Origin of the sequence: Pseudoalteromonas sp. Hal040 (assembly GCF_037162425.1) — a bacterium.
Classification (GTDB): Bacteria; Pseudomonadota; Gammaproteobacteria; order Enterobacterales; family Alteromonadaceae; genus Pseudoalteromonas; species Pseudoalteromonas gelatinilytica.
In genome coordinates, this window is record NZ_JARLUU010000001.1 from 2,233,762 (window position 1) to 2,248,220 (window position 14,459).

At 38.8% G+C, this 14,459-nt stretch carries 8 protein-coding genes; 3 read left to right on the forward strand and 5 right to left on the reverse strand.

Features of this window, described 5'->3' with window-relative positions; genetic code table 11:
- Nucleotides 1-169: 169 nt before the first annotated feature.
- The 4 genes from P4S60_RS10225 to P4S60_RS10240 all read right to left on the reverse strand — a co-directional run bounded on the left by P4S60_RS10225 (nucleotide 170) and on the right by P4S60_RS10240 (nucleotide 7,848).
- On the reverse strand, nucleotides 170-2,836 hold the full coding sequence (locus P4S60_RS10225; RefSeq protein WP_063707096.1) for a TonB-dependent receptor: 2,667 nt from the start codon (nucleotides 2,834-2,836) through the stop codon (nucleotides 170-172).
- Between the two features lie 291 nt (nucleotides 2,837-3,127).
- Nucleotides 3,128-5,068, reverse strand: coding sequence for a S9 family peptidase (locus P4S60_RS10230; protein ID WP_337115883.1), 1,941 nt, complete (start codon nucleotides 5,066-5,068; stop codon nucleotides 3,128-3,130).
- 115 nt (nucleotides 5,069-5,183) lie between these two features.
- A complete protein-coding gene (locus P4S60_RS10235; RefSeq protein ID WP_337116853.1) occupies nucleotides 5,184-6,512 on the reverse strand; it encodes a TonB-dependent receptor in 1,329 nt (442 codons plus the stop codon).
- On the reverse strand, nucleotides 6,445-7,848 hold the full coding sequence (locus P4S60_RS10240) for a TonB-dependent receptor plug domain-containing protein (protein WP_337115884.1): 1,404 nt from the start codon (nucleotides 7,846-7,848) through the stop codon (nucleotides 6,445-6,447). Before P4S60_RS10240 ends, P4S60_RS10235 begins: the two co-directional genes overlap by 68 nt.
- 639 nt (nucleotides 7,849-8,487) lie before the next feature.
- Between P4S60_RS10240 and P4S60_RS10245 the strand changes: the two genes are divergently transcribed.
- From P4S60_RS10245 to P4S60_RS10255, 3 genes are read left to right on the forward strand one after another with little or no spacing between them, the layout of a single operon-like run.
- On the forward strand, nucleotides 8,488-9,663 hold the full coding sequence (locus tag P4S60_RS10245; RefSeq protein WP_337115885.1) for a DUF547 domain-containing protein: 1,176 nt from the start codon (nucleotides 8,488-8,490) through the stop codon (nucleotides 9,661-9,663).
- Nucleotides 9,664-9,721: 58 nt separating this feature from the next.
- On the forward strand, nucleotides 9,722-10,876 hold the full coding sequence (locus P4S60_RS10250; RefSeq protein ID WP_337115886.1) for a DUF547 domain-containing protein: 1,155 nt from the start codon (nucleotides 9,722-9,724) through the stop codon (nucleotides 10,874-10,876).
- A gap of 53 nt (nucleotides 10,877-10,929) precedes the next feature.
- The gene (locus P4S60_RS10255) at nucleotides 10,930-12,720 is read left to right on the forward strand and encodes a putative 2OG-Fe(II) oxygenase (protein ID WP_337115887.1); all 1,791 of its coding nucleotides are present in this window, start codon (nucleotides 10,930-10,932) and stop codon (nucleotides 12,718-12,720) included.
- Between the two features lie 44 nt (nucleotides 12,721-12,764).
- On the opposite strand, the gene P4S60_RS10260 is transcribed toward P4S60_RS10255, so the two are convergent.
- Nucleotides 12,765-14,411, reverse strand: coding sequence for a tetratricopeptide repeat-containing sulfotransferase family protein (locus P4S60_RS10260; RefSeq protein WP_337115888.1), 1,647 nt, complete (start codon nucleotides 14,409-14,411; stop codon nucleotides 12,765-12,767).
- Nucleotides 14,412-14,459: the final 48 nt, after the last annotated feature.

A 14,459-nucleotide genomic window follows, 5' to 3' on the forward strand; every position in this document is an offset into this window, starting at 1 on the left:
ATAAATTGATTTAAACAACTGCACATAAATCTTGAGCAAGAGCTTAAGTAAATAATTAAACCTTAAAAATAAATTATTTTATAACTGTAAAACCTATAGTGAATTTGTTTATAAAAGAAAAAACCCTGCAAGTGCAGGGTTTTAATATACATGTATTTAAATCGTTCGTTTAGAACTTAAATTTGAAACCTGCATAGTACAGACGACCAACTTGGCTATAAAGAGTATCGTCGTACGCCAGTTCAGAGTTCAATACTGGATCTTTATCAGCTAGGTTATTAACACCAACTGTTAAATCAAGGTTCCAAGGCGTTGCGTAAGTATAGTTAACATCAATAATGTTATATGAAGATAACTCACCAACAGCTTTGAACTTAGTACCTTCGTCATTTGCATCTTCAGTTTCTTCAGCTGTTGAAGCAATGTGATTCCAGTTTACATTTAACATGTGAGCTTCGATATCCCATGTTAAACCCCAGCTAATTCTTCTTTCCGGTAAACCAGCACGGCCAATTTTATCAACGTTCGGGTAACCGATGATATCTGGTTCTTCATAGCTAAGTACTTCTGACCAAGCAAACTTAGAACGAAGTTGACCTGCACCACCTAAATCAAATACAGCGTTTAGTTTGAAGTCTAAACCATCTGTAGAGAAACCAGGGATGTTAGCCATTGGCGCAGTTACAAGTAATGAACGACCAGTTGGATTACCACCACGGTCTACAGATACTTGGTCATAACCAGCTGCGTTATCATTTGGATTTTCAGGGTCACCTAAAAGGCCCGCTAACTCAAGGTCAAATACGTCTTGTGTAGATAGAGAGCTAACTTGGTTTGTGATTTTAATATCATAGTAGTCAACTGACATATCAATGTTATCTGTGACGTTATAAACCACACCGAAGCTAACACTTTCTGACTCTTCAGGCTTTAATGAATCAGTACCAATGAAGTAAGTTGTATGTTGTTGAGTACGACAATCAGAGCGTGATGTACCCGCTGATGAACATACCACAACGTCTTTAGCTGATGAAGCTGACTCTTGTGGTGCTTTATATAAATCTTCTAGCGTTGGAGCACGGAAACCTTCACCCCAAGCAGCACGTAACACTAACTCATCAAATGGTTGATACTTAAGTGAAACTTTAGGTACAAATGAAGAACCTACATCGCTGTAGTCATCATATCGTGCAGCTAAGTTAAGCTCTAATGTATCAATCACAGGGATTAACATTTCAGCAAAAACAGCTGATTCTGTACGATCACCTGCTGCTGAACCACCAGCAGTACCGATGATGTTTTTCGCTTCGTTTTGAGCTTCAGCTTGGTCAAAGTAATCAGTTTCGCGGTAGCTAGCACCAACGTATAAGCCAAGTTCACCACCTGGTAAAGTAGCTAACTCATTAAAGCTAACGCCTGCAGTTACTTCACGTAATGTACTACCAGAACGACGGTTACTGTTTGCAGCAATATTAGCTAATTGCTCAGCATATGCCGATTGATCAGGGTCACGAGGATCCCAACCATCAACAATTGCATTTTCTACGCTTGGGCGGTGAACATAGCCTTGGCCCCACTCGTTCATTTCATAACGGTTATAGTGTGCATCAACGTGCCAGTCGATCGTGTCACCCATACCATTTAGAGATGCACTCCAATCAGCCATGTTACTAACTTGCCAAGTATCACGTGAAGTACCTACGTTATTAAAGCGGTAATAACCACGGTCGCCTTCGTTAACTGCCGTTAAACCTTTAGTTGTATCTTCAGCAAGCGCGATTGGGAAAGTAAACCAACCCGCAGCAGGTGCGAAACGACCAAAACTCTCGTTGCGCGAGTGTAATGAACGGAAGTTAAAAATTAGATCATCATTGATGTCATAATCAAAGTTTACGAATACTGAGTCACGCTTCGTTGATGCAGCGTCAGCAGCAACCGCAGTGTAATCATAATGACAGCCATCATCATCTGGGAAGTCTGGAGCATCGTTATGATAAGCAAATGCTGAACCATATTGAGAACAATCTTGACCAGTGATCATTGGATTAAACTCAAATGTTTGCATGTCTAGGATGTTACGGCCGTACCAGCTTTGACCTGTTGTACCAGCGAATGTACCTGAACCATCATCTGTTGCACGAGAGAACCAACGGTCACGAGCAAAAATGATATCACGCTCGTCATGCTCATAGCTGAATACTAAGTTAGAGTTTTCAGATTTAAGGCCTGTGATAATTGAGAATGATGATTCATCACCACCACCATCACGGCTTGGAGAACCCATACGACCCTGAACTTGAACACCTTCAAAGTCTTTTCTTAAAATAATGTTTACTACACCAGCGATCGCATCAGAACCGTATACAGCTGATGCACCATCACCCATCACTTCAATGCGTTCAACAGCCGCAAAAGGAATGGTATTTAAGTCAGCTGCACCACCACCCATAACCGGTGAACCTGGCATTTTCTTACCATTGATTAGTACTAGTGTTCTAGAAGAACCTAAACCACGTAAGTTAACTGTTGCCTGGCTTTGCGCAGTACTACCTGATGATGGTTGAATTGAGCCAAATGAGTTGAATGTTGAGCGGTTTAATACGTCTGCAACACTTAGTTGACCTGAATTATCTAAAGATGCACGGTCGATTACAACTACAGGGTTTGCACCCTCGATATCTGTACGTTTAATACGTGAACCAGTAACTTCGATTCGCTCAACTTTTTCTGCACCTTCTTCTTCAGCAGCAAAAGACGAAGCTGAAAATGCAGCAGTTGACGCCGCACCAAAAGCAATCGCTAAGCGAACTGCTTTTGAAACTTGATTATTTAACATTTGATTCTCCCTGGTCATATCCATGTTATGACTTTATTAATTTATTTTAACCCTTTAAAAGGTACTAGTACCTCATAAGGGGATTAAATACTAATATTAGGGACAACTTTTGGTCAACAGTTTTTTAACCATTGTTTTTCAATGTAAATTTTAAGTTTCACCTGTATATAAAATTAGAGAAAAATCTGATTACATATATTTCACATTAATTTATATATTCGAAACAATAAAAAACCCAGAACAAGATCCACACCTTAAATTCTGGGTTTTTTATACTTTTTTGATAATTAATTATTTCAAATATCTAGCCAAAAACTTTTCCATTTTTGTATAAAGCTCAACTTTATTTTCTTGCTTTTGAAAACCATGGCCTTCATTTTCTTTCATTATCCATTCATCATCCGACAAAATTACTCCTTTTTTTGCCAGTGCATCGCGTAGATCTGTCGCATGTTGCTTAACTACACGGGGGTCTTTCGCACCTTGTACTATCATTAATGGCGCTTTAATTTTATCAACATGTTGCAACGGTGACATTCGCTTCATTAGGGCTTCATCAGATGGATCGCCTATTTGCATTTCCAGCACTTCGCGTTGCGATTCCCAATGCTTTGGCAATGTTTCAAATAATAAAGACACATCTGTTACGCCAACGTAATCAATTCCACATTTGTAAAGTTCAGGAGTAAACGCAAGGCCTGCAACTGTGGCATAGCCGCCGTAACTTGCACCATAAATACAGACTTTATTTGCATCAACAATTCCTTCTGAAACCAGATAGTTAACAGTGTCTGTAATATCATTTTGCATTTCTGCCCCCCACTTGCCGCCATAGCCAGCTTGCTGAAACTTTCGACCATAACCACCTGAACCTCTAAAGTTAACCTGGACTGTCGCATAGCCTCTACTTGCAAAGAACTGAGCTTCAGGATTAAACCCCCAATAATCTCGAATTCCGAAGGGACCACCATGTGGATTTACGATGAGAGGTAGCGCCTTACCCGATGAGTTTTTAGGAGTTGTTAGATAACCATTTAATGTTAAGCCATCTCTACTTTTAAATTCGATCGGTTGCATTGGCGACATCGCTTTGGGATCTATCCATGACATTGGGCTCAATAATGCTTTTAAGCTATTGTCATTTTGATTAAATAAATAATACTGCCCTGGATCTGTGTCACTCGCTGCATAGACAATATTGAGCACTTCATCATCAGAGCGACTGGTAATTGTCACAACTTTATCGGTAAATACTTGCTTTAATGAGGTCATCATTTTTGCAGTCTGTTCATCGAAATATACTTCTTCAGGGTATTTGTCAAAATAACTAATTGTCGTTAGTTTTTTACGCTTTCGCGAAAAACTCAGCGATGTGACATCGACGTTATCATGGGCAAATATTTGTTCACCTAACTTGTTCGTTTCTGGATCAAAATAGAATATAGCTTTGGTATCACGGTCTAGATCGGATGCAACGAACAACTTTTTATTATCAAAATCAAACGCCAATGGTTCAATATTTGCTTCTTCGGCATTGTATTCACGGAGTACTTTAAAGTTTTCTTCACCTTTTCCTTTGTAAAGTAAAGTACCTTTTAAACCTTCAATTGCTAAGGCACCCCGTACCTCGCCATCGTGATCAAGCATCCAACCTTGAACATTCCCTGGATTTTTTGCAATCAAGTCCATTTTGTAATTACGCTCGTGCTTACGATCCCAACGACTATCTAGTGGTAGCTTATACAAATCTGGAGCAACGATATTTCGGCCATTATATTGCACCAGAATATGCTTTGGATCGTCTGGTAATAAATGTACAACTGACGCTGAACGTATTCCAGATGCACCCACTTTAGATCCAACTAACTGTATTACCTTCGCCCGTTTATTGTGGGCATCAATGGCGTAAATGCTAAAAGCTTCATTACCATTACTATCTAGTGTGAAAATAATGTCATCATCATTCGCCCAAGAGAAACTATTGATATCTTGTTCATCAAACTTTGTAATAGGCCTCGCATTTTTAAAACCATCGACTTCCATTACAACTATATTTCTACGTTCGTTGATCGGCGATAAAACCGCAAGGTACTTTCCATTTGGAGAAAGTTGCAAGTTGGAAAACTTAGGCGTTTTAAAAAAGTCTTCAATTGCGATGTCCTGTGCTTTAGCACTTACATCCATTGATACACTGATCAAACTACTTAAAAGTAAAAACCATATTATTTTCATTTTAATATTCCATTTAATTATGACGATAAATATTTAGGTAATTTATAACTTAGTATTTCGCACAAAAAAACCCTGCTACAGCAGGGTTTTAAGAGCTTATACTAATTATTTTAGCTTAGAATTTTTGTTCTAAACGAAGGTACATTGAACGACCTGTTTGATCGTATAATGACCAGCTTGAATCACGGTAATCACGGAAGCCGTCATACCAAGAAGGTGCTTTCTTATCAAATACGTTGTTAACACCTACAGAAATTTTAGTATTTGTTGGTGCAGTGTATGTGAACTGAGCATTATGCTTGAAGTATGAAGGTACATCAGCAAGGTAATCAACACCCCACTCTTCGTTACCTGACTCTTGAGCACCTACGTAGAACATAGTCCAAGAAGCACTGTAATCTTCATAAGAGTAGCTAACACCTAAATCAGCTTTCCAATCTGGGTAATCTTGAAGACCAGCATAATCAAACGGTTCTGCATCTTTATCAGCTTTCTCTTCAAATTCAATAACTTTAGAAACGTTTAGCATAACGCCAAAGTCACCGAAGCTAGTTTCATGCTTGTAGCGAGTTGAGAAATCGAAACCAGACGTTTGTAGTGATGCTTTATTGATATAACCTGTGTAGATGTAATCAATTTGGCCAGTACCATTAGCACGGTCGATAGCGTCTGGTGTAGAACCTAAACCACCTTCTTCTTGTTCAATACGTAGAAGTTCAGTCGTACTTACGTCATCAATACGGTTCTCGTAGCTGATATCATAGTAAGTTAATTCTACTGCTAAGCCATCAACGATATCCCATACGAAACCAAGCGTTGTAGAGTCACCCGTTTCTTCAGTAAGGTTTGCATTACCACCGAACCAAGTCGCTACTTGCTCACCAGCGTCAGAACAGTAACCTTCTAATGCTTGACCAGGGTTAGCATCACACCATGCTGTATCACGTACAGTTGGGAAGCTTAATGCATAAGATTGGAACATTTCACCCATGTTAGGAGCACGGAAAGACTCACCCCAAGAACCACGGATTAATAATGTTTCAGTTGGACGCCAAGTAACACCTACTTTTGGAACAACTTTATCGAATGTCGTGCTCTTTTCACCAAGGTTTGTCATACCAGACTGTTCGTATTTCTCATAACGACCAGCTACTGTTACATCAATTTCGTATGGTAAGCTTGCTTGGATTTCCATGTAAGCAGCAGTACGGTCACGAGTTGCGTATACGTCATCACCGCCTGAACCACCAGAGATGAAACCATTTGCAGACTCAGGGTCAGATACTTGAGTGAAATCAATTTCTTCAAACTCAGCACCCACTACACCAGCAATAACGAAGTCACCATTATCAATGAACGTTGTAGAAACTAAACCGTCAATTTGTTGGCTTTCGTAACGACCTTCGTAAGTACCAGTGTGCAGCTGCGTATTGGTATAACTCAGTTAACTGAGTGTTCCATTCTTCGTAGCTCATACCAGAAGTATTTAGGATATCGTACTCACCCGTGTTAATGGCATTTTGTAGCATTACGTCATTAACTAGGTTGCTACCAAAAACGTTTGTTTTAGAAATGCTGTTTTGATAGTTGATTTCCCAATCAAGACCATTACCGATGTCAGTGAAACCCTCAAGACCTAATACGATGTCTGTAGTTACAACTTCTGTTTTAGTATCACGGTTACCAATTGGCACAGAACGCATGTAAAGACGGATATCTTCATCTTCTGGGTTATATTGGTTGTCAGCATCCATCCAAACTGCACCCGTAGATACTGGTGTACCTGCGTAACGTGAGTTTGTTTCGTTAAAGCTTGCCATTGCACGACCAACAAGACGAATGTTGTCAGTCAGTTCATAGTTGAAGTTTGTTAAGAATGAGTTATTTTCTACGTCTGGGTAGAATTTTGTTACGTTACCGTAGTTATATAAACAACCACCAACGCCGTTCTCATCCATAGCATTTACTACGTCAGCTGTTTGGTCACAAAGCTCAGGATTAGAGATGTAGCTTCCTGAACCATTAATTCTGTAGTTTGGAACGTGGCTATAACCGCTGTACGCACCGTACGTAGGATCGTCCATCGCCCAAATTTCTTTGTCGAAGATTGCATTGTCACGTGAGTTTTCATACGTGAAGATGATGTTACCTTTTTCAGATGTGTAACCTGAAGTAATTGAGAAAGTTTTGCTTTCGCCACCTTCAACTTTAGGTACTTCGTAATCGTACTTAACGCTTACGCCATCAAAGTCTTTCTTAGTGATGATATTGATTACACCAGCAACAGCAGATGAACCATAAACAGCTGATGCGCCATCGCGAAGGATTTCAACACGCTCAACAACAGCCATTGGGATGATTGATGTATCAGCCGATGAACCAGAAGATGAACTTGTACCAGGCATACGACGACCGTCTAATAATACAAGTGTTGCGTCAGAACCTAGGCCGCGTAAGTTGATGTTAGAAGAAGCTGCACCACCTGCACCGTAACCAGATACACCTTTCCAAGAACCGAAAGAGTTAGAAGCAAGGTTATTTAAAACGTCAGCAACTGTAGGTTCACCTGAAAGGCTGATTTCTGCCGCTGATAAAACAGTTACTGGAGAGCTGTTCTCAAGATCGACTTGTTTAATGCGTGAACCTGTAACTTGAATGCGCTCAACTTTTTCTGCGTTTTCTTCATCTGCAGCAAATGTGCTTGCAGAAAATGCAGCAGTAGAAACTGCACCAAAAGCAATCGCTAAGCGAACAGCTTTTGAAACTTTATTATTTAACATTTGATTCTCCCTGGACCATGTTATTCATGGAATATTTATAGTTATTCAAAAAAATGCATATTACGCAGTAATTTTGAGCTTTGATAATAATACTCGCAACTCTCCAAGGTCAACACTTCAGTAACGCAAAAGTCCAACTTTTAACAATAAATAAAACATTACACCAATTAATAGAACTTTATTAACACCAGCGGACACCATTAAATACAACGTCCGGACCATCATTTACAACAAGTTACAAAGGTCAAAAAGAATTTAATTTTTTAGTACTAATATAGGTACTAGGCATGACAGGTTACTTAATTGTAAAAAACACAACAAACCACATCAGGAGTTTCCGGTATTTTTTATCTTAATAAATAAAAATATGCTATTTTAATGCCCTGCAAATAAGACGAATCCACAATAAAGATAGGCAAAATAGTAAAGATATGTAAAAAAAGGACTGAATGATGCAAAAGTTAATAGAATGAACATTCTATTAACCTACTGGAATACCCCCTTTTAAAATCACAAACCCCAAACCTTCCTTATTTATTAGAATATTCATATGATTAGAGACTATTTTAGGTACGTTTAAACTTGAAAAATTTGTAACAATCGCTGATAGTAAGATTGTTAAAACAACAAGGAAAAATCATGTTTAAACAATTATTGTTAATTACATTTACTTTTTGCTCACTTTCTTTGCAGGCAAAAATTAATGAAATACCTAAAGAGTTTTCTGACTTTAGCCTTAATCGAGATATTAAAATCTCCTATGAAGACCTTGATAACTTACTTGAAATGACCGTTATCGACATGGGCATGTCAGACAGAAGCTCTCGTAAATCCCAATCTTCAATTGGCACGCGCATGAAATCACACAAAAACAACGATACTGCGCTTGAAGCAAACCGCTTTTACTTTGAAGGCGTTACAAAATCAGAAATCAAAGACGGCTTTCACAAAATTAGAGTTAGCTTAGAGAAGGTGCCAAGCGAGGTTTCTCTAAATGACTTAAGTCTCGATGAGCAATTAGCTTATTGGCTTAACCTTTATAATACCGCGATGGTTGAAAAGTTGATTGAACACTATCCTGTTCGCGACACGGAAGATCTACTTTTTGGTGATGACTCAATTCTAAATGAGGAGTTTTTAACGGTTGCTGGTTACAAACTCTCATTGAATGATATCCAACATAAAATTGTTTTTGAAAAGTTTGGTAAAAAGAAACCTATTGTTATGTATGGCTTCTATCAAGGTAACATTGGCAGTCCAAATTTGCGTAATGAAGCTTATAAAGGCAGCAAGGTTTACCATCAACTCGTTGAAAATGGTGAGGAGTTTGTAAATTCAAACCGTGGTATGCAAATAAAACGTAAAGACCGCCTCTATGTTTCTAAATATTATGAACAAACAGAATCTTTATTTTCAGATTTTGAAAGTGACTTACGTGAACATCTTGCCGATTATGCCGAAGGCCAAATGAAAAGTGATGTTAAGTACGCCAAGCGCTTTAAAATTGACATTGAAGATTGGAACATTACTGATTTATACGGCACAGACCGTGACTATGGCGGTTCAGCGTCAACAAACCCGGCAGCAATGCTAAATGCTGTAGTCAGTAACTCTGCTGTTCCACTTGGGCCTGAAGGAAGTGGCGCAGGTATAGGCGCTGTTAACGTGAATCACATTACAGACTCTATCATGATGCGCACCATGGATTTTGGTCGTTTTTCTCCTGAAATGTTAGAAAAAATCAAAAAGCTTAACTTAAAACGCCAAGACAATAGCGGTACTGTTGAAATTAAAGACATTGATTCAAACAATTAAAAAATAAGGCCGCTCGTCAGATGTAAGTGCGTGAGGCCTTTTTAACAAGGAATTCGTTATGTTAAAACAATTTCTATTAGTAAGCGCGATTTGCTTTGCAACACAAACCTCAGCAAAACTAGACACATTGCCTGAAGAGTTTTCTGATTTTAGTTTAGATCGTGATATCACCATATCCTACGATGATTTAGATATGCTGCTTGATATGACAGTAATTGATTTAGGCCGCTCCGATAGACGATTTCGTAAATCTAAAGCGAACATTGGTACGCGCATGCGTGCACACAAAAATAACGACACTGCGCTAGAAGCTAACCGCTTTTTCTATGAAGAGGTTACTACATCCAAACTTAAAGAAGGCTTTCATAAAGTACGCGTTAGCCTTGAGAAAGTGCCTGATCAAGTGCCTCTCAACGCTCTTGTCCTCGATGAACAATTAGCCTATTGGCTAAACTTATACACGACAGCTCTTTTAGAAAAGCTGATAGAGCACTACCCTGTTATAGATACTCAAGAATTACTCTTTGGAGAACAATCAATCCTTGATGAAGAGTTTATACATGTGGCGGGCTATCAGTTGTCTTTAAATGATATTCAACACAATATCGTATTTAAAAAGTTTGGTAAAAACAAACCGATTGTAATGTATGGATTTCACCAAGGAAATATAGGCAGCCCAAATTTAAGAAAAGAGGCTTATAAAGGCTCAGAGGTATATCACCAACTGGTCGAAAATGGCGAGGAGTTTGTTAATTCAAATCGAGGAATGCAAGTTAAGGGCAATAATAAGCTTTACTTATCCTTATATTACAAACAGACCGAAGCACTGTTTGACGATTTCGAAAACCAATTAAAAAATCATATTGAAGATTACACCGAAGGAGAATTAAAGAACCCGGTTGAGTTAGCTGATAATTTTCAATTAAGCATTGATGATTGGGGAATTAATGACTTATATCGCACAGAGCGTACTTTTGGCGCATCAACAGCAACAAATCGGGCAGCGTTACTTAATGCCGTAGCCAGTGCGTCTGGTGATGTAGGTGTAGGTGCAGTGAATTCGAGTTATATATCCGATGCGTTTATGGAACGAACTGTTGAGTTTGGACGATTCCCTCCTGAAGTTTGGGAGAAGTTAAAGCAACTAAATACCAAACGCAAGGAAAATAGAGGTTCAGTTAAAATCAAAGACCTTGATGCAAATCAAGAGTAACATTTTACTTTAGCGTACACCCTGTTAACATAAAACAAAAACAGGGTGTACGAGTGAATAATTCATTGCAAAAAGCGTTGCAGGCATTCAATCAACAACAGTATATGCACGCACTTCAACTCCTTTCTTCACATACAAACAAAACCGCTGATTGGTATACATTAAATAGCTTATGTTTATCTGCTGTAAATAGAATTACCGATGCAGAGCAGTGCTATTTGCAAGGTTTGCGTCTTCATAGTAAAAACGTTGGGCTTTTGGATAACTACACTAACTTACTTTGTAAACAAAAAAAGTATGCGGATTGTATTCAGTTTTGTGAATACAACACAGCTTCTTTATCACTTGAAAAACCAAGACTCAATTACATTGAAAGCCTAATTAACCAAGATGAATTACTCAAAGCCGAACACTTCATTAAAGAAACATCTCCTTCGCAAAGCACATTAATTCGATACCACTGGCTCACTTTAGATCTTTACGAACGCTTTGGGGATTTAAAGCACATTGAAGATTATTTCCGCACTGAATTACCTGCGCAACTAAAAGGGCAATTTCATTTCGTTTATAAACAGGCATGTAATTATCGTAATTTAGGTAAATTTGCCGAAGCATTAGCCCTATTGCAAATGCTTTTAAAGCAGCAACCCAGCGCCGAATTACATTATATAGTGGGTTGTACTTACTATGATTTGCAGCAATATGAACAAGCACAAGCGCACCTAAAGGCATGTTTGGAACTGGCACCTAACTACGTACCAGCTCATGAAAGTCTTAACAAATTGTACTGGGAACACGCACAGAGCGAGTTAATGAGCTCGTATACCCAAACTTTTAAACACTATGATGCGAATCCGGTTCTGATCCACTCTCAAATTGGCCAACTATTGCAACTCGATAAGCTTGAGGAAGCTTTATTAGTAAGCTCTGAAGCGACACAGAGCTATCCGCAAAACTTAGATCTACTCCATGCACACAGTATCATTTTAGATAGAAAGGGAGATGAAGAAACGGCATTCTCACTCCTTCAGCGGCTAGTAAAAGAAGCACCACACAATGCCCGCTACAGTATCGATTTAGCGAATTTTTACATACAACAAGGCGAGTACAGCTCAGCGATTTCTCATTTAGAAACGGCAGTAAAATTTAACCCCAATAACCAAGAGCTGTGGGCTTATTTAAGTATTGCTTGGCGCTTATCGAATAATGATAAATACCATTGGTTAACTAACCTCGACAAATTCGTGAAGGTAATGGAGCTCCCTGCTCCGGCTGGTTTTAAAACCTTTGCTGATTTTAATCATCAGTTACAAGAGCTAATGATTAGCCTACATACCAATAAACTGCAGCCATTAGATCAAAGTGTACGAAGTGGCAGTCAAACACAAGGTCACTTACTCCAGCGCTCTAATCAACTTATTGATTTATTCAAGACATCAATGTCGCAATGTATTAATCAATACCTGACGCAGCTTCCAGAGGACGTTAACCACCCTCTGTTAACACGAAACCACAAGCGCTTTGTTGCCAGAGGTAGTTGGTCTGTAAAACTAGAAGAAGGCGGTTTCCATGCTAATCATATCCACCCTCAAGGCTGGTTATCCGCGCCGAGTTATATTTCTATTCCTGCTGAGATGAGTAAAGGTGATGCCACTAAAAATGGCTGGCTAAAGCTAGGAGAAACCAGTCTGAACTTAGGAGAGCGAGAATCCATTGCTCGTGAAATATGCCCAGAGGAAGGTCAAATTATTATATTTCCAAGCTATATATGGCACGGGACACACCAACTTAACAGCAGTAGCCCTCGGCTAACGATTCCTTGTGATATCATGCCGTTAAAATAATAAAAAAGACCATCTTCATGATGGTCTTTTCCTGTAACTAATCGCTATTTATTTAACAGCGCTTTTGCATCTAGGTAGGATTGTTCATTACCCTGTATATGCTCTAGGTAATTTTCGAATCGTCCTGATGATGATTTATAAAGAGGTTTTCTTACTTGCCATACACTTGCAGTACTTACCGTGCCAGTTTTATGATGAAATCGCTGGGCTTCATCAGTGTACTTTAACCCTAAAAAACTAAACAGCGGTTCTAACACCTGCTCAGGTGACGCAACAAGTAAATCATAATTCATCGTAAAAATATCATCACTAAAGCACGACTGCCAATGTGACTTAATGCGCTGCTGCTGCTCATAGTGATGCAAAGTGTCATTCAAAGACACCGCATAGTTTAAACTTGGGCCTAAATGTTGAAAATAAGCTGATAAGCTATTATCTTTGATATCTCGCTCAGTCCAAATGATCTTTGCACTTGGATATAGCTGCTTAATAACGTCTAAATAAAGGTAATTTTCTGGGCGTTTATCTGTAACGTAAAGAGCACCTTCGGCTCGAAGAGTTAGTTGCCCATTATAACCATTTATAAACTCAGGATCTTTAGCCTTATTTGCAAGCGCCTTTTCATCACTAATTAAATTGAATAGCGATGAGTGTAAATAGGCAATCTCACCACCTGCTGCTATTTGCTCGTTAGAACTGATAATTTGTTCAATCAATGTTGAGCCAGAACGAAACATACCGCAAATAATGATAGGCGTAATAGAGGTGTTCGCTGCTTGAAGAGTGATATTACGCGCTAAGGTGTAGTCGGTTACCGCTTCAATAGACTGGCGATCATAAACTGGTAAATACTTTTTATTGTATTGATTTGCTTTTACATAATAGTGCCAAGCTTTCTTATAATTTTTGCAATCATTAAACACTTTACCAAGTGCATAATAAAGATCAGCACAGGCAATATCATCTGACTCTCGTTGCAATATAGCTAGGCATGCTTGTTCGTAGTTAGTCGCATCTTGCTCAGAAAATGTCTCGATGTCAGCCAGCCTTGCTTGTGCCATCGCGTTAAATGCATCTATCTTTAAAACCTGTTGAAAGCCTTTTTTCGCTTTACCTTTATTACCGAGTTGTTCATGAATATTTGCCAATGCAAAGTTGGCTTGCAGACTCTTATTATCATGACTAATCGCTTGTTCTAAATACTGTATTGCAATACTCGGTTGATGTAATTGTTCATTATGCACATAAGCAATTTCTATTAAAGCGGGTACTTTAAACTGCTCAGATAATGTGAGAGCTTGCTCGAGGAAACGTATCGCTGCATCGGCGTTATCAAGCTTTCGTTCTATATTACCTAGCTGAAAACATATATCAGCTTGCTGCGGATTTGCTGTATATAAAGGTAATAGCGCGTTTTTTGCAATTTCGAACTCACCACAACTTAAACTTAATTGCACTAAGGTCAGTACGTAATCAAATTTTGTTGGAGCAATCGATACCAATTGCTGGCAATAAGCAATGGCTGTTTCAGTGTCTTGCTGTTGCATAGCAACTTTGAAAAGGATCTGTAACGCTTTTTCAGCTAATTCACTGTTATGTGTTAACGGTTTTAATAATTCTATCCCCTGGCTAACTTTACCTTGCTGAAGTAAAGCAACAGCTTGGGTAAACGCGTGTTGTTCTGATGTCATTGTTTCCCCATAAAAAAGCTTCCCCATAAAAAAAGCGAGCCGAAGCTC